The organism is Pseudomonas sp. MF6394, from assembly GCF_002018845.1.
In the GTDB taxonomy this organism is placed as follows: domain Bacteria; phylum Pseudomonadota; class Gammaproteobacteria; order Pseudomonadales; family Pseudomonadaceae; genus Aquipseudomonas; species Aquipseudomonas lactis.
Genome location: NZ_MVOJ01000033.1, coordinates 1 through 16287 on the forward strand (window position 1 = coordinate 1; position 16287 = coordinate 16287).

General features: G+C 60.5%; 12 protein-coding genes. 5 read left to right on the forward strand and 7 right to left on the reverse strand.

All coding sequences use genetic code 11. The features are described from left to right. Positions 1 to 200: 200 nt before the first annotated feature. On the reverse strand, positions 201 to 1130 hold the full coding sequence (locus tag MF6394_RS26190) for a DMT family transporter (protein ID WP_044274620.1): 930 nt from the start codon (positions 1128 to 1130) through the stop codon (positions 201 to 203). Between the two features lie 92 nt (positions 1131 to 1222). Between MF6394_RS26190 and MF6394_RS26195 the strand changes: the two genes are divergently transcribed. Together MF6394_RS26195 and MF6394_RS26200 are read left to right on the forward strand one after the other, a co-directional pair. After that, positions 1223 to 1786, forward strand: a complete 564-nt coding sequence (locus tag MF6394_RS26195; protein WP_047711165.1) for a helix-turn-helix domain-containing protein — start codon at positions 1223 to 1225, stop codon at positions 1784 to 1786. A 23-nt stretch (positions 1787 to 1809) separates the two neighbouring features. Beyond that, positions 1810 to 3204: an FAD/NAD(P)-binding protein gene (locus MF6394_RS26200; RefSeq protein WP_078467851.1), complete on the forward strand. Its 1395-nt coding sequence runs from the start codon at positions 1810 to 1812 to the stop codon at positions 3202 to 3204. A 101-nt stretch (positions 3205 to 3305) separates the two neighbouring features. On the opposite strand, the gene MF6394_RS26205 is transcribed toward MF6394_RS26200, so the two are convergent. Genes MF6394_RS26205 through MF6394_RS26220 form a run of 4 tightly spaced genes read right to left on the reverse strand, consistent with a single transcriptional unit; the run spans position 3306 to position 7923 of the window. Further along, complete coding sequence (locus MF6394_RS26205) at positions 3306 to 4559, reverse strand: efflux RND transporter periplasmic adaptor subunit (protein WP_078467852.1); 1254 nt, start codon at positions 4557 to 4559, stop codon at positions 3306 to 3308. After that, entirely contained in the window at positions 4549 to 6027 is a 1479-nt protein-coding gene (locus MF6394_RS26210) for a TolC family protein (protein WP_078467853.1), read from the reverse strand. The genes MF6394_RS26205 and MF6394_RS26210 overlap by 11 nt, the downstream gene beginning before the upstream one ends. Continuing rightward, positions 6020 to 7219, reverse strand: a complete 1200-nt coding sequence (locus MF6394_RS26215; protein WP_078467854.1) for an ABC transporter permease — start codon at positions 7217 to 7219, stop codon at positions 6020 to 6022. The genes MF6394_RS26210 and MF6394_RS26215 overlap by 8 nt, the downstream gene beginning before the upstream one ends. Further along, positions 7216 to 7923, reverse strand: a complete 708-nt coding sequence (locus MF6394_RS26220; RefSeq protein WP_078467855.1) for an ABC transporter ATP-binding protein — start codon at positions 7921 to 7923, stop codon at positions 7216 to 7218. The genes MF6394_RS26215 and MF6394_RS26220 overlap by 4 nt, the downstream gene beginning before the upstream one ends. 355 nt (positions 7924 to 8278) lie before the next feature. Between MF6394_RS26220 and MF6394_RS26225 the strand changes: the two genes are divergently transcribed. From MF6394_RS26225 to MF6394_RS26240, 3 genes are all read left to right on the forward strand, one after another. Next, a complete protein-coding gene (locus MF6394_RS26225; protein ID WP_032880606.1) occupies positions 8279 to 9010 on the forward strand; it encodes a TetR/AcrR family transcriptional regulator in 732 nt (243 codons plus the stop codon). 428 nt (positions 9011 to 9438) lie between these two features. Further along, positions 9439 to 9900 carry a hypothetical protein gene (locus tag MF6394_RS33970; protein ID WP_125970324.1) on the forward strand — a complete coding sequence of 154 codons (462 nt, stop codon included), beginning with the start codon at positions 9439 to 9441 and terminating at the stop codon, positions 9898 to 9900. A 65-nt stretch (positions 9901 to 9965) separates the two neighbouring features. Beyond that, complete coding sequence (locus tag MF6394_RS26240; RefSeq protein WP_078467856.1) at positions 9966 to 13325, forward strand: Ig-like domain-containing protein; 3360 nt, start codon at positions 9966 to 9968, stop codon at positions 13323 to 13325. A 71-nt stretch (positions 13326 to 13396) separates the two neighbouring features. Here the strand turns inward: MF6394_RS26240 and MF6394_RS26245 are convergent, their stop codons facing one another. Further along, positions 13397 to 14458 (reverse strand): FUSC family protein, encoded by a 1062-nt coding sequence (locus tag MF6394_RS26245; protein WP_047711160.1) that lies wholly within the window; start codon positions 14456 to 14458, stop codon positions 13397 to 13399. Positions 14459 to 14610: 152 nt separating this feature from the next. Then, positions 14611 to 16227: an NADP-dependent glyceraldehyde-3-phosphate dehydrogenase gene (locus tag MF6394_RS26250; protein ID WP_069557700.1), complete on the reverse strand. Its 1617-nt coding sequence runs from the start codon at positions 16225 to 16227 to the stop codon at positions 14611 to 14613. Positions 16228 to 16287 lie beyond the last annotated feature (60 nt).

A 16287-nucleotide genomic window follows, 5' to 3' on the forward strand; every position in this document is an offset into this window, starting at 1 on the left:
ATCCGCCAGTGATTTGGGGGGCCGCCGCCACGCGCCATCCATGGCGCGGGGCGGCTAAACCGGCATCCCTGCCGGTTTACCCCCCAAATCCCTGTCGAATTCCGGCCAGCGTGGTTTGACGGGGCGCCTGAGATCCAGATCAAAAGCAGATCAAGATCAAGAGCGGCTCGCTTCGCATCGTGGTTACTGTCGATCGTGGACTACCCCTGCCGCTCCTGCTCCAACGCCTCTGCCAACTCAACGGCCTTTTGCCCCTTGGTCTTCAACTCGCTCACAATCACCGCCACCACAATCAACACCGCGCCCAGCATCGCAATCGGTGGGAACCGCTCCCCGGCGATTCGCCCAACAACGCCTGCCCACACGGGCTCACCGGCATAAATCAACGTTGCCCGGGTTGGCGACACACTTTGCTGGGCCCAGTTCATCGCCACTTGGATCACCGCACTGGTCAAGCCCAGGCCCACGGCACTGAACAGCAGCAGCCAGGAAAAGCCCGGCAACGCCTCGCCCATGGGCACCACCATCATGAATGACAGCACCGAAGCGGTGGCCAGTTGCACCACGGTCACCCGGCGAATATCCACCTGGCCGGCAAATGCGCTGATCAAGATGATCTCGGCCGCTATTGCCACTGCACCGACCAGCGTGGCGATTTCACCTGGGCTGAAGTTCAACGAAGCCCCCGCCGGGCCGGTCAACAGCATCAACCCGGCAAACGCCAGCATGATGCCGATGCTGGGCATCAACCCGGGGCGACGGCCCAATACCAACCACTGCAACAGCGGCACGAAGGGTACATACAAGGCGGTGATAAACGCCGACTGGCTGCTCAAGATGGTTTGCAGGCCGATGGTCTGCAAGCCATAGCCGAACATGATTGCCACACCGATAAACACCCCGGCCTTTAGTTCGAACAGGGTCAGGTCGCGCAGGGTGCGCAAGGAAAAGAGCCCCACCACAATCGTCGCCGCCGCGAAGCGCAGGCCGACAAAGAACATTGGCCCGCTGACGGCCATGGCGTGCTGCACCAGCAAAAAGGTGCCGCCCCAGATCATGGTGATCACCACCAGGATGCATTCGGCTTTACTGAAACGGTTGAAACGCGACGGGGAGTTGGGGGCGGTCATGGCGGCTCGGTCTTGCAAGGGGAAAGCACGGACCGCACAATGCGCCGCACGCTGGGCAGTATACTGCGCACACCCACCTATTGAGCAATATAGTGCACAAAGAAAATCCGCAACGGGCCTCGGTCCTGCAGCACGTCAGCCAGAACGTTCGTCGCCTGCGCCATGCCGCCGACCTGAGCCAGACCGCGCTCTCGGAAAAGTCCGGTGTCAGCCGGCGCATGCTGGTGGCGATTGAGGCAGGGGAGAAGAACGTCAGCTTGTCGACCCTGGACCGTGTCGCCGAAGCGTTGGATGTGGCATTCAGTGACCTGATCCAGGCGCCGGATGTGCGCGATCATAGCCGTATCAACGAGTTGGCCTGGGCGGGCGAAATTGCCGGTAGTAAGGCGGTGTTGCTGGCCAAGGCCACGGCACGGCGTGAGGTCGAATTATGGGAGTGGCGGCTTGAGCCCGGTGATCGCTATTGCCCGGACCCTGACTTGGAAGGGTGGAGCGAACAGCTGTTTGTGTTCGAGGGCAGACTGACGCTGGTGATAGGTGATCAGGAAAATGTGATCGAAGCTGGAGAGTTCTTTATGTTCGCCAGCCACCAGCCCCATGCTTATCGCAATGATGGGGACGCGGCTGTGCGATTTGTTCGAAATGTGGTGATTTGAACAACACTCAGGGGTGAGCCAGCATGAGTCAATCAACCCGCAATGCTGATGTACTGATCATCGGCGGCGGCCTGAGCGGTACGATGCTGGCCGTGCAACTGCTGCGCCTACCGGGCACGCGGCGCATCCTGATAGTCGAACCTCGCGCTGAACTGGGGCGTGGTGAAGCCTACAGCGCAGTCGAATTGGGCCATACGCTGAACGGCAATGCCGCCCGCATGAGCGTTGACCCGGACAATACCGACGACCTCACTCAGTGGCTCACCGACTACATCAGCGCCGGGGGATGGCCCGAGTCGTATCAACAGCATGTGCCCATCAGCGAACTGTTCCCGCCGCGGGGGATTTTTGGACTGTATGCCCAGCAGCGCTTGGCTGAAGCCAAGGCGCGGTCCACCTCGACCGTCGAGCACATCCGTGCCGAAACGGTGGACCTGCAAGTCGATGCAACCTCGGCGCTGTTGACGCTCGATAATGGCGAGCAACTGCGGGGCGCCTTTGCGGTAGTGGCCACCGGCATGTTCCCGGCGGCGCGTACCCCGCAAACCGAATCCACAGGTTTGAACGCCGCTGCGCTGGATCCTTGGGATGTACGCGCAATGACCCAATTGGACCCCCAATCGACGGTACTGGTCATCGGCTCCGGCCTGACCATGGTCGATGCCGTGGTCTCCCTGGAACAGGCCGGGCATCGCGGGCCTATCGAGGTTTTTTCGCGCCACGGCTTGTTGCCCCATGTACGCCGGCAACCGCCGAGCTGGAACGACTTCCTCGCCGCCGACCACAGCCTGAGCAGCCCCCGACAGTTGCTGCGTGAGGTGCGACGCCAATGCCAGCTCGCCTTGGGGCAAGGCACAGACTGGCAGGCGCCGTTGGACACGGTGCGCGGGCATATCGCGCGGCTGTGGAGCCAGGCCAGTGAGGCTCAGAAACGCCAGTTCGTGCGGCATGTGCGGCCTTGGTGGGAAAGCCATCATCACCGTTCGCCGCCAATGAGTGCGCAACTGGTGGAGCGCTTGCAGGGGGAAGGGCGGTTGCGGATCCGTGCGGCGTCGTTCAAGGGTTTGATGCCGTCGCAAGAGGGGGTCGCCATTGCGGTGCGCTACCGTGGCGAGGATGTGATCACCCAGGTGTGGGGCGCTGCGCTGATCAATTCCAGCGGCATCGAATACGACTGGCGCCGGGTGGCCCGGCCTTTGCCGCAGCAATTGCTCAAGCGCGGGTTGGTCCAGCCTGGGCCATTGGCGCTGGGGATTGCGGCGGATGCGTGCGGCGCAGTGCTGGATGCTCGCGGCCAGGTCAGCCCGCGACTGTTCGCCATGGGGCCGCCGTTGCGGGGCATGTGGTGGGAGAGCACGGCGGTGACCGATGTGGCCCTGCAGGCCAAGGCACTGGCCGCCAGGCTGGCACAGGCTTGAATGTGGGAGCTGGCTTGCCTGCGAAAGCGGTAGTGCAGTAACGGATGCAATGGCTGACACACCGCCTTCGCGAGCAAGCCCGCTCCCATCTTGATCTCCTTTTATCGTGAGATTTTCACAAACCCGGATTTCAGCCCAAACACCTCAACCCCCTGGGGCGTCGATTGCCCAGTGGTCACTTTTACCCGCTGCACCGGCTGATCCATCGCCGCCCGATACGCCACGGTCATGTCCGCCTGGATCGCCTGGCTGGGAATCACGATCGCCTGGTCATTGTTATAAGTGACGATGGTCAACCGCGCACTCATGCCCAGGCGCACCCGCTGCAACTGTTGGGGCGTCAGCTTGGGGATCGACAAGGTCACCGGAAACTGCGCGCTGCCCTGGCTGTCGCTGGCGATGGCCAAGCCGCTGACCACGCTGACCGAACCCGTCAGCCGTTCGCCGTCAAAGCCATCGCCCATCACTTCCACGGCCTGGCCCTGACGCAACTGGTTAATATCCAGCTCTGAGACCTTGGCGACGATTTTCAACTGTTCGATATTGGCCAGGCCGAACAGCACCTGGCCCTGGCTGACCTTGCTGCCGGCCTGCACCGGCGCGCTGTTATTGCCGCCAGCTTGAGCCGTGTTGTTGCTGCCGGGGGCCGGTACCACGATGCCGGAGAAGGGCGCCTTGACCTCCTTGCCTTCGAGCAGTGTTTGCAAGGCTTCGTACTTCACCGTGGCATTGGTCAGCTCCATCTCGGCGATCTGCCGGTATTCGCCCTGGCCTTGATTCAGGGCTTGTTGCAGCTCACTGCGCGCCGCCGCCAGGTCCAGTTGCTGCTGCTGAGTCTGCTGCTTGAGGTCATCCAGTTCGTTGCGCGGGATGATGCCGCGCTTGAACAGGTTTTCGCTCTCGGTGAGTTTGCGCTGGGTGTTGCCCGCGGTCATTTCCGCGGTGCGTAAACTGCGACGGGCACGGCTGACGGTGGGGCTGCTGCCCCAGTCCTGCATTTCCTGCACGGTGCGCCGGGCCTTGAGTTGCGCGGAGAGGGCGTCGCGCAGTTGCACTTCCAGCGTCGCCGGGTCCATGCGCAACAGGACCTGGCCGGCCTCGACGCGTTGGCCTTGTTCGACCAGGTTAGCCAGCACATTGCCGTCGAACGGTGCCGTCAGGGTGACGGTGGTCTGCGGCTCGATCTTGCCCACCAGGCCGATTTGGTGCACCAGTGGGTCGGGCTTTACGGCCAGCCACTGTTCGCCTGTACCCGCCTGCTCAGCCCCGCTGCGTTGACTGAGCAGGCCGGCGGCCGCGCCGGCCAACAGCAGGATCAAGGCAACGGCCAGCAGCGATTTTTTATTAATAGTCATTGAGGGCAATTTCCCAACTTTCCAGCGTCATGCCCAGGGTCAGATCGAGCTGGGTCTGGGCGTTCAAATAAGCGATCAGCGCATTGAGCTGGGCATTTTCGGCGTTGCGCAGGTCGGTTTCAAAGCTCAGCACCTGGAAGTTGGTGGAGCGCCCGGCACTGAGTTTTTCCCGCTCGATCTCGATCTTGCGCCGCGACAACTCCACGGCGCGCTTGGAGATTTCATATTGGCGCCAGCGGGTGCCGAGGTCACGCACCACATTGTTGACGTTGCGCTCCAGTTCCTGGCGAGCGTCGGTAATGCGGATTTCCTGGTCTTCTACATTCACCCGCGCACGCACTTCGGCCTGGCGCGTGCTGATATCGCCAATAGGGATCTGCACTTGCACCCCGGCGTAACTGTCCCAGGTGCGGTTATTGTTATGGCCGTCGTCGTTATCGGTGGCGGCGCGTATCTGGTTGGCGCCGGCCACCAGGTCCACCTGCCAGCGCCCGGAATCCTTGGCAATGACCAGGTTAAGATCGGCCTGCTGGCTGCCGAGCAGGGCGGCGAGGTATTCCGGTTGCTGGTTTTGCGCGAGGTTGAAGGCCTGGCGTTTGTCGATCTCCATGGGGCTGGCTTCCAGGGCCTCGGTGGCGCGCACCGGTGTCGACAGGTCCAGGGCCAGCAGGCGCAGCAAGGCCAGGCGGCTGGTGTCGAGTTGGTTGCGGGCTTCTTCCACGCCTAGTTGTTGGGTGGCGATATCGGCCTCGGTCTGCACGATCTCGAATTCGGCCATGCGCCCGGCGCTGATCAGCGCCTTGTTCACCTCCAGCAAGGTCGTGGAGCGCTTGAGGGCTTCCTGCACGATCACCAGTTGTTCCTGGGCGCGCAGCAACTCGCGGTAGGTGGCGATGATCTGGCTGATGGTCTGCGCCACGGTGGCCTTGAGGTTCAGGCGGTTGGCCTGCTCGGCCAGGCGCGACAGGCGCAGCGGTGCGGTGGTGGCATCCCAGCCGGCGCCACGCATCAGCGGTTGGATGAGCGCCAGGTCCAGGCCGTCGCTGCGGTAGCGACCGGCGCGGTTGGCGTTGTTCAACTGCTGGGTCCAGGCCATGCTCAAGCGCGTGCCGTATTCACCCAACAGGCTGCTGGTGGGCGCGACGTTGGCGTTGCGCGCGTTGTCCTGGGAGCCGCGGGTGCTGCGGTAATAGCTGTTGAGGGTGAGTTTGGGGTTGAACACGTCTTCGGCCACGCGCAGGTCGAACTTCTGCGCCACCCGTTGCAGGTAAGCGCTGCGGATCGCCGGGTTATTGCGCAGGCCCAGGTACACCGCGTCGCCCAGTGTCATGGTGGTTGCCTGGGCATTGAGCGAGACGCTGCGCTCGTAGCCGCTGCGGGTGGTGCTCGGTGCCTGGGGGTTGATGACCACGTCGGCGGCCATGCCCGGCAGGCTGATCAGCATCAGCACTAGCAGGTACTTATTCATCGCGCAGGGCCTCGACCGGCTGCAAGCGTGAGGCCGACACCGCCGGGTAAATGCCAAAGAACAAACCCACCAGCAACGTGCTGCCCACGCCCAGGGGCAGGGCGGCCACTGCCAAGGCAAAGGCCCAGCCCGACAGCCACGCATACAGCCAGGCAGCGGTCATGCCCAGCACCGCGCCGCACAGCGCACCCACGGCGGTGAGGGTGACCGCTTCGAGCAAAAACAGATTACGGATGTCTCGCTGGCGCGCGCCCAGGGCCATACGGATGCCGATCTCGCGGCGGCGTTCCGAGACGTTCATCAGCATCACGTTCATCACCCCCACACCGCCGCCCACCAGGGAGATCGCGCCGAGGGCCAGCAGCAGGTAGGCGAAGGTGCGGCTTTGGCGGGTCATGCCATCGATCATTTGCTGGGGCACCGTGATGTCGACGTCATGATCAGTGAGCTGGGGTTGCAGCGCGGCGGCAGTGTCCCTGGCGATACGTTCCATGTCTTGCCCCGGCGCCGCGCGGATGATCAGGTTGTTGATCTGTGGGGTAGCGTAGATGCGGCGCATGCCCTCGGCGGGGATAAACAACGATTCGTTGGCCTGCACCGGCATCAGCATGGCCCGGGGCTGGTTGTGCAGGATGCCCACCACCAGAAACAGGTAGTCGTTGATACGTACATGGTCGCCCAGTTGCAGCGGGTCACCCGGCGCGCCGAGGGCCTGGGCGAGTTGGTCGCCGATCACCCCGTAGGTTTCGTTGGCATCGAAGGGTGACAGGAAGCGCCCCTCACGCAGCGCCAGGCGCATGGCGTCCTGGATACCGGCAGTACTGCCGACAAAGCTGGCATTGGTGGTACGGCCATGAAACACGATGGGGCCGCTGAACAGGCTGAGCGCGCCAATATGGGCAATGCCTGGCACTGCCTGGCGCACCGCGTCGAGGTCCAGCTGTGTGCGCATCGGCACGTTGCTGCTGCCCTTGGGCGGGAACTGGGCGATGAGGGTGTCGGTGCCCATGTCCTTGAAAATCATCGCCGCATCTACCGCCGCGTTGTGGCCGATATTGATCAACGCCACCACGGAGGAGCTGCCGATGACGATCCCCAGGAGCGCCAGGATCGAACGCTTGCCCAGGGTACGCAGGCTGATAAAGGCTTCGTGCAGCAACTGGCTGAGGCTCTGCTCGACCCGCAGGCTCATGGGCGCCCGGCCTCATGCACCACACCATTGCGCACCAGGATCTTGCGCTCCAGGCGCTCGGCAATGTGGGGGTCGTGGGTGACGATGATCAGCGTCACCTGTTGTTCACGGTTGAGGTTCAACAGCAGGTCCATGATCTCTTGGGCGGTGGTGCTGTCGAGGTTGCCGGTGGGTTCGTCGGCCAGAATCACCGAGGGGTTGCCAACCAGGGCGCGGGCAATGGCCACGCGCTGGCGCTGGCCGCCGGAGAGGTCAGCAGGGCGGTGGTGGGCGCGCTCGGCGAGGCCGACCTGTGCGAGCATGCGCTGGGCATGTTCCACCGATTCATGCCGCGACACGCCGCGATAACTCAAGGGCAGCGCGACGTTGTCCAGGGCACTCAGGCGGGGCAGCAGGTTGAAGCTCTGGAACACGAAACCGATCTGCTGGTTGCGGATCACCGCCAGCTCATCGGGGGTGGCGTTGAAAATATCGTGGCCGGCAAAGTGGTATTGGCCGCAGTTGGGCAGGTCCAGCAGGCCGAGGATGTTGAGCAGGGTGCTTTTGCCGGATCCAGAGGCACCGAGAATGCCGCAGCTGTCACCGCTGGCGATGGACAGGCACACGTCATTGAGAATGCTCAATTCTTGCCCGGCGAGCTGATAGCGCTTGCCGATGCCTTGCAGGGAAATCAAGCCGGATTGCGCGGGGGTCTGTGTCATCATGACTACGCCTGCAGTCTCGACGGTGCCGCCTTGCTCCCGGAAATCCCTTGTAACAAGTTCGGAAGCTGCCTGTACGCGCCACGGACTGGTTTTATTTCTTGTTTTTAAAATATTGTTTGAATAGTAACTGCCTTCCTGACGCTTCGCCAGCCATGGAGGTAGAGCGGTTTTACCGGTTGAAACGATTTTCTCGCTGGGTGTGAGAGGCAGTTAAAAAACCTTCGATTTGCCTCAAAAGCCCGAATATACGGGCTTTGCAAGATATGGCGGAGTGTCACTACTTGCTTTCGACGGGCCGCCCCGGTATAAAAAATCAAATTATTTTTTAAAACAATATTTCCGCCGTGGAACCCATATGGTCGCGAAGAAACTCAGCGCTCCAAACGTTACCAAGACTCGACTGCTGGATGCGACAGAGGCTCTCTTCATCAAGTACGGCTATGACGCCGTGTTGTTACGGCAGATCACCGAACGTGCCCAGGTCAACCTGGCGGCGGTGAACTACCACTTCGGGGACAAGGACTCCCTGATGAAAACCCTGCTGATGCAACGCCTGGAGCCGCTCAACGAGCAGCGCCTGGAACTGCTGGCCCGCTGTGAAGCCGAATCCGACGGCCCGCTGGATTGCGACACGCTCCTGGGCGTGCTGTTTGCCCCGGCCATGGGCCTGGAGCGCAGCGACCCCGCCAGCGGGGAAGGGCGCTCGTTCATTCGATTCCTTGGCCGGGTCTACAGCGACACCTCGCCGTTCATCCAGGAATACCTCAAGGTGCATTACCAGCCGGTGTTCCAGCGTTTCTTCGAAGCCTTCGCCCTGGCCCTGCCGGATTTGCCGCGCAATGAACTGGGGGTGCGCCTGCAGTTTGCCCTCAAGGCCATTTCCGGGGTCATGGCCGGCACCGAACTGCGCCTGCTGATGAACTCCATGAGCCTGGGCCGCCCGGCCACGGATGCCGAGGTAATGGCCAAGCTGATCACGCTGGTGTCGGCAGCGATTCGCGTGCCGCAGCAGAGTGCCGAGGCTGAAACGGCGCTGGCCAAGGTGCTGGAAACCCAGCGCGCCATTCGCGAACAGGCCACACGCTGAAACCCATCCCCAACCCCCTGTAGGAGCGAGCTTGCTCGCGAAAAACGCAATGACACCGCGGTTAACCAGAATGCCCGCGTTATCGTTGACGTTCTTCGCGAGCAAGCTCGCTCCTACAGGGGGAGGCCGTTTCTTGACCAAAACCCCAGGCAAAAAAAAGCCCGCTGGGGCGGCGGGCTTGATATGCAACGTTTGTAACGGATGAGGCTTCACACTACGTCTCGGCTTGTGAATAAAACGTGAAAAATATGTAAGAAAAGGTGTGAATGTGCGGGCATTGTATTAACGGCACTTTCACTCGACCCACTATACCATTTGTCGCCACTGTCAATTCTCACAGCTAGACGCGGCTTCCCTCACCACTGTTTGATCTTCCTGGCCCCCACGCATAATTTCCTGTGCGTGTCCTTCAGCCAGGAGAACACTTCATGTCTGGTTACCCTCTTGATTCCGATAGTGATCGCGCGCCCTCTGCCTCTGACGACACTTCGTTGCCCATCGCCTGCCTGCCTCTCCAGAGGGAGTCTATTGCCGCCGGCCCACAGCGCGTGGAAGACCTGGACCATCCTTATTCCGCCTATCCGGATATACCTCTTCGGCATGTGCCCGGTGAGGTTGCGGTCTATGGCTTGGGCATCCGGCATGTGCGCCCTTACGCGCTCTATTCCTTTGAGAAGTGGGCCACTTTTAGTGCCAATGACTACTTCGCCATCTACTTTGACGATTTGGTTTACGCGGCCGCTGACGATCTCGTTGAGGATACCACCCTGGTGCGCCAGAACCTGGCCATTCCCGAGGAGCGTATGCCCGAGGGTGAGGTGGTGACCTATGGTCGAGTACGGCGGGCAGGCAGCGGCAACGAAAGCACATCCCCCCGCAGATTATTCTGATCAAGACTACCCGGCCGGGTGGCAACGATACCGACCCTGGCAGCACATGGCATACCGGGCTGGAGATGGACGTCGAAGGGTTCCCCGAAGGCGCTACCCTGCAGTGGAAAGATGTCGGGCTAGGCCTCGATTGCCTGATTTACCCGTACGAACACATCCGCAAGAACGATGTGATCGAATTGTCCTGGGATGGCATTGTTGTTGAGCATACCGTGACTCCCGATGAAGCGGCCGGAGCAGGGCCGATCCGCGTGTTTGTGGATAAATCGATCATCGCGCAGGGCGGGCAACGGGGCACATTGACCCTGCGTTTTCGTGTGCGGGATGTGGTGGAGAATTTTTCCGGCGAAAAATATCAGTACTCCAAACCCTATTTCCTCAAAGCCGAACTGGACCCCAACCTGTTGGAAGCGCCGATTTTTATCGTGGATGACGAAGAGCTTGATCCCATCACGAAACAGATCGACTTCGACACCCAGAGCGGCTCGACCTTCGAACTCCTCGTCTTGACCTATCGGCAGTTCCCGGCGCCTAACCCCAAGTATGAGATCACCGTTACCTTGCTCTGCACCCGCGACGACGGCACCAGTCAGACCATCACGTTAGGGCCTGTGCCAGATTCCAATTGGGGGTTTACCTATATTCCCATCGAGAAAGACATCATTGAGCTAGTCGTCGGTGGCTCACTTCGGGCGTCATTTACCTGGAAAACCGATGCGCCGCAACCGCGCGAGTCCGGTAGCATCACGATTACCGTGGTCGGCACCAAGGTTTCAATGCCCGTGCCCAGCGTCAGCCCTATCGAGTTGGGTTTGATTCCCGTAGGTGAGGACATCACGGTCACCATCCCGACTTACGAGCCGCATAACCGCGACTGGCTGGAAACGTTGTACATCACCCATGTACCGCCGGGAGGGGGTAATGCGCTTATTGTTAGTCAACAACAATTTGCAGGTTCGCAAGGTGGTACCTACACGGTCAAGGCCGCTGAGTTGGAGCAATTCAACGGGCGGGGTCCAATCCAGATCTATTACACCACCAATGACGGCGTTGCCCATACCCTGGGAGGCGGCGCGCTGGCGATTCGTCCATCGGCGGTGCTCGGGGCGCAAGTCGGTGAGCGCACCGCCGACATGCCGGCGCCACGCTTGCAAGGCGCTATGGGTAACAACGTGGACCCGGCTGACGTGCCTGGCAAAGATGTGCTGGTGACCTTCACCTACTTGGGAACACAAAACGGCGACACGCTTCACTGGTCGTGCATTGGCTCGAGTCTTGACGGTTCGGCCGATGGCACTATCGAGATCAATAACGCAACCGCCGGCAAAGAGCTGCCCTATCCGGTCAGCCGCGACATTCTTGATAAAAACCTTAACGGTAGCCTGCGCATTTCCTACAGCCTGGAGCGCGCTGGCCCGCCGAAAGTCGTGCTGCGGTCAGAAGTACTGATGCTCACCGTGGGCAAAGGTGTGGAGTTGGACCGGCCGATCATCGAGGGCGCCTCCACCTCTCCCGATGAACTCAACCCGTTGGCGGCAATAAGCGGCACACGGGTAATCGTGAAATTCCGGCCGATGTTGGCCAGTGACTTTATTACCGTGGACTGGATCACTGCCGATCATCACGGTAGCTTCGCAGATAATGTCGCGGGCGACCCAAGTACTCATGAAGTCAGCGTGTGGATCGACGCTCGCACCATTGCCCGCGGGATCCGTGAGGGCGGCAACACCATCAATGTGCAATATCACTTCCATCGCGGCACGTTACCGTACGAGTCCGTGATCGTGCCCCTGCGGCTGCAGCCGCTGACAGGGTTGCCGACGCCGACTATCGAAGGTATCAGCGGGCCAATTCTGGACTTTTCACAACTGAGCCCCACCGCGCGGACCTACATCCCAGTGTGGAGCTTCATCCATGCCGAGCAATTGATGTGGATGACGTACGAAAGCAAAGGCGTTGTATTTGAAGACACCTACACCGCCAACGAGGTCACGGAGGACGGCGTGTTAAAGGGTATCAACCCGCCCACCCCCGTGGATAAGATCAAGCTGCTGGAGGACGGTGCGGATTTGACGATCAAGTTCTGGGTCAACCTGGCAGAACGCCCTAACAAGAACACCGCCGTGCTATTCGGTGTGCGCCATTACACCATTCAGGCCTTGCCGGGAGTATTGCCTCATCCGTTTATCAATGGCATCACCGATACCGGACCAAGTGTGACGGTGGACCCGCTGCTGATTGAACACAATACGACGGTGACCGTCCGCTACACCGGTATGAGTGGTCAAGACCGCATCACGCTGGAATGGATTTTTGCCGACGGAACTAACCATACGGCGGTCGAGAATGGATTGGATGGAGGCACGGTGGCATTCAACCTGACTGAGAGTAAAGTCTTGCATCGCAGTGTGAACAGTACGGTGTGCTTGAAGTATTCGGTGGCGCGGCCGGGTGTGGCGGATCCGATTCCGTCGAATGTGCAGACGGTGACGGTCACTACCATTCCTGCTGCCAGTTTGCCGCAGCCGCGGATCAATGATGTTCCACCCGGTGGCACGCTGAACCTGAACAGCTTCGCAGGCAATGCCCTGGCATCAGTCATCAAATGGCCTTTTAGTTCAGAGTGGAATCGTGTGTGGCTCACCTGCAGCAGTTCGGGAGTGGCGCCCTTTCATGTACTCACGGCTAACGGGGCGTTGATCACCTCAACAGAGGCTGCCAATGGCCTTGTGAACAAAGCGGTACTACGGAGTTGGCTGGAGGCATTACCCAACAACAGGCAGATAACGATAACCTGTGAAGTGGAGTATGGCGGTAATACGGATAAAGCACGTGCCGTCGTATTTCCTACTACGTCATACACCGCTGCCTATCCAGCCTTGTATATCAATACAGCCACGATGACGTTAAGTGGAACCGCCTATATCGTAGCCGGCTGGCCAAAGAGAGCAGAATACCCCGGCAATACGCAAACCCGAGCGGCAACAGGTGGTCGGCCTCCTTATACCTACACCTCCCAAAACCCGTCCGTGGCGACGGTCACATCTACAGGGTTTGTGTCAGGGATGCGTAATGGCAGTACGAACATTGTTGTCACTGACAGGGCATATAACCAAGTGTTCTATACCGTCAGCGTCAGTAATGTATGGCAGGTACGTGAAGACCGTCGCGGAATGGATTGGGGCGCGGCAGTCAATTGGAGAAAGTCCCTGCCAGGCGCTATCGGCCATTACGGCGAGGCTATTCGCTTCATGGGCAACGCTTATGGTTGGCCACTCCCGGTGCCTTACGACTCTTGGTACTGGGTATGCACAGAGCCTGAGTGTGACGCCCTTACCGGAGTACTTTGGGACTCCATCGATCCAGAAGTAACCTGGTGTAATCGAAAGTGGGCGGTTGGATGGGCTTGGTGCTTGCAACCCTGAATACCGAAGTTCTGTAGAAAAAGGTGACGCAGGTTCATCGGGTTGTTGGACCTGCCTCCTACCAGCAGCTACTAAATTTTCCAATGTACCGAGCTTTTCAAAAGCCGCTCGCGCATCCCGTCGACATTCGCGGTCAGTTGCAGCGTCAACAGTCGGTAGCCGTCCAGCCCGTTGTGCACGGGGACCTCCAGCAACGTGACGTTCGCAGCGACACTGCCCGGCCGCTCCAACCGCTCCGTCACCCCCGACTTCAACGCCCGCGCCATCCCCACCAGTTGCACCCGAATCTGCCGATGCTCGGCCTTCAACATCAACCGCATCCTTGCCGTGGCCTGCTCATCGCGCGGGTCTGGCCGGGTATTGCCCAGAATCTCCAAAGTGCTGATGCACAGGCGCAGGTGCCGCTGGATCGCATCCAGTTCAGTCATGGAAATCCGCACTTCCTTGGACACCGACGGCATCAACGAACGTAGCTGCACCATTGCCCCGTTCAAGCGGTTGAGCAGCTTGAGGTGTTCGTCGTCGGTTACCGATTGGCCATTGATGATCCGGCTATAAATCTGCGCGCAGTCACGCAGGGCGCTGGCCAGGTTGTAGCGCCACGAATACACGGCGTACAACGGCAAGGCAAAGGAAAACGCCAGGGCCAGCACGATGCCAATGAGGATATCGACGGTGCGCCACAGGCCATCGGAGATCGGGTTGTCGCCGTGGCCGGCGACGATAAATACCGTGATCGCCGACAGCAGCGCGATGTAACCGCCTTTGCCGATGGCGTGATAGGAAAAGAACCCGCACACCACTGACATCAGCAGGTAGGTGAGCAATGGCAGGCCGAAGTATGCCTGTTGCACCACCAGCAGCAAGCCGACGCTGGCACCGATCAAGGTGCCGTAGGCGCGCTCGACGGCTTTCTTGCCGATATTGCCGTGGTGCTGCAACCCACCGATCACGATCAGCATGGTCACCGACGCCCATTCACCGTGGGGCAGGTTGAGGCCGGTGGTCAGCAGGATGGTTGCCAGCAAACCCACTGATACGCGCGCGGCATGGATCAGCTTGGCATGGCGAAAGCGGCGGTAGGGGTCAAGCAAGGGGCGCAGCAGGCGCCGGGCAAAGAAGGGCAGGTTCATCAGTATTAAAGTGGCCTCAGTAAGTAGGGCAGGCTCGGTCTGAATGGTGGGAGCGGGCTTGCTCGCGAAAGCGATGTATCAGTTAAAAGTTTGTTGACTGACACTCCGCTTTCGCGAGCAAGCCCGCTCCCACATTTTGTTCCGCGGCGCTCTTAAAAAATGTAGTCGGTAGTCAGGAAACTCGAATCGCGGTTGCGCAAAATGTCGCTGACCAACGCCTTGTTACTGTCCTGGAACTTGGTCGCCACCAAGGTGCGGATCGAGAACACGCGCAAGGCGTCATGTACCGACAGCGTGCCCTCGGCCGAGTTCTTGCGCCCGTTGAAGGGGAAGGTGTCCGGCCCACGCTGGCATTGGGCATTGATGTTGATGCGGCCCACCTGGTTGGCGAAGGTGTCCACCAGGCGTCCGACTTCCACAGGATCGGTGCCGAAGAGGCTCAACTGCTGGCCGAAATCCGAGTCCAGCACGTAGTCGATCACGGTGTCCAGGTCACGGTAGGGCACGATCGGCACCACCGGGCCGAATTGCTCTTCGTGGTAGACGCGCATCTGCGGGTTCACCGGGTACAGCACCGCCGGGTAGAAGAACGAACCACGGCTGCTGCCGCCCTCGGCATTCATCATCTGGGCGCCATGCCGGGCGGCGTCGGCCACCAGTTCGTTGAGGTAGTCGACCTTGCCCACTTCTGGCAATGGGGTCAGCGCCACGCCATCCTCCCAGGGCATGCCGGGCTTGAGCGTCGCCAGCTTGGCGTTGAATTTCTCGATAAAACGTTCCACCACGTCTTCATGCACGAACAGGATTTTCAACGCGGTGCAACGCTGGCCGTTGAACGACAGCGAGCCGGTGACGGCTTCGTTCACCGCATTGTCCAGGTCCACTTCGGGCAGCACGATACCCGGGTTTTTGGCATCCAGCCCCAGCGCAGCGCGCAAACGGTGCGGCTTGGGGTGCAGCTTTTTCAAATCACTGGCGGCCTTGTTGGTGCCGATGAACGCAAAGATGTCGATCTTGCCGCTGGCCATCAGCGCGCTCACGGTCTCGCGGCCGCTGCCGTAGATCACGTTGATCACCCCGGCCGGGAAGCTGTCGCGGAAGGCTTCCAGCAAGGGGCGGATCAACAGCACACCCAGCTTGGCCGGCTTGAACACCACGGTATTGCCCATGATCAGCGCCGGGATCAGCGTGGTGAAGGTCTCGTTCAACGGGTAGTTGTAAGGCCCCATGCACAACGCCACGCCCAGGGGCACGCGGCGGATCTGGCCGAGGGTGTCCTGCTCCAGCTCAAAGCGGCTGCTGCGGCGGTCGAGTTCCTTGAGGGCATTGATGGTGTCGGTGATGTAGTCGCAGGTGCGGTCGAATTCTTTCTGCGAGTCTTTGAGGTTTTTGCCGATCTCCCACATCAGCAGCTTGACCACCGCATCGCGCTGTTCGCGCATGCGCCGCAGGAACGCCTCGACGTGCTGGATACGCTCAACCACCCGCATCGTCGGCCATGCACCTTGGCCACGGTCGTAGGCGCGCACGGCAGCATCCAGGGCGGTGAGGGCGGTGTCGGCATCCAGCAACGGCGTGCTGCCGATGTGCACGCGCTCATCACCCAGTTGCACCGGGCTTTGCACGCGGGCAAGCGGGCCGTTCCACACCTGCAACTGGCCATCGACCAGGTATTCACGTTGTTCAATGGGCGCCGCCAGGCGAAATTGCTCGGGAATCTGCGCGGTGGAGGTGGGAAACAGCTGGGCGAGCAGGTTGCTGGTGGTCATGTCGCTACCCCTGGAATAGTTGCAAAACATGACTAGAGAGTCACCCAACAAGCGGCTCTA

Coding starts and splice junctions, on each gene's coding strand:
- MF6394_RS26190 (WP_044274620.1), bottom strand. CDS start 1,130: ATGACCGCCCCCAACTCCCCGTCGCGTTTCAACCGTTTCAGTAAAGCC.
- MF6394_RS26200 (WP_078467851.1), top strand. CDS start 1,810: ATGAGTCAATCAACCCGCAATGCTGATGTACTGATCATCGGCGGCGGC.
- MF6394_RS26205 (WP_078467852.1), bottom strand. CDS start 4,559: ATGACTATTAATAAAAAATCGCTGCTGGCCGTTGCCTTGATCCTGCTG.
- MF6394_RS26210 (WP_078467853.1), bottom strand. CDS start 6,027: ATGAATAAGTACCTGCTAGTGCTGATGCTGATCAGCCTGCCGGGCATG.
- MF6394_RS26215 (WP_078467854.1), bottom strand. CDS start 7,219: ATGAGCCTGCGGGTCGAGCAGAGCCTCAGCCAGTTGCTGCACGAAGCC.
- MF6394_RS26220 (WP_078467855.1), bottom strand. CDS start 7,923: ATGATGACACAGACCCCCGCGCAATCCGGCTTGATTTCCCTGCAAGGC.
- MF6394_RS26225 (WP_032880606.1), top strand. CDS start 8,279: ATGGTCGCGAAGAAACTCAGCGCTCCAAACGTTACCAAGACTCGACTG.
- MF6394_RS33970 (WP_125970324.1), top strand. CDS start 9,439: ATGTCTGGTTACCCTCTTGATTCCGATAGTGATCGCGCGCCCTCTGCC.
- MF6394_RS26240 (WP_078467856.1), top strand. CDS start 9,966: ATGGACGTCGAAGGGTTCCCCGAAGGCGCTACCCTGCAGTGGAAAGAT.
- MF6394_RS26245 (WP_047711160.1), bottom strand. CDS start 14,458: ATGAACCTGCCCTTCTTTGCCCGGCGCCTGCTGCGCCCCTTGCTTGAC.
- MF6394_RS26250 (WP_069557700.1), bottom strand. CDS start 16,227: ATGACCACCAGCAACCTGCTCGCCCAGCTGTTTCCCACCTCCACCGCG.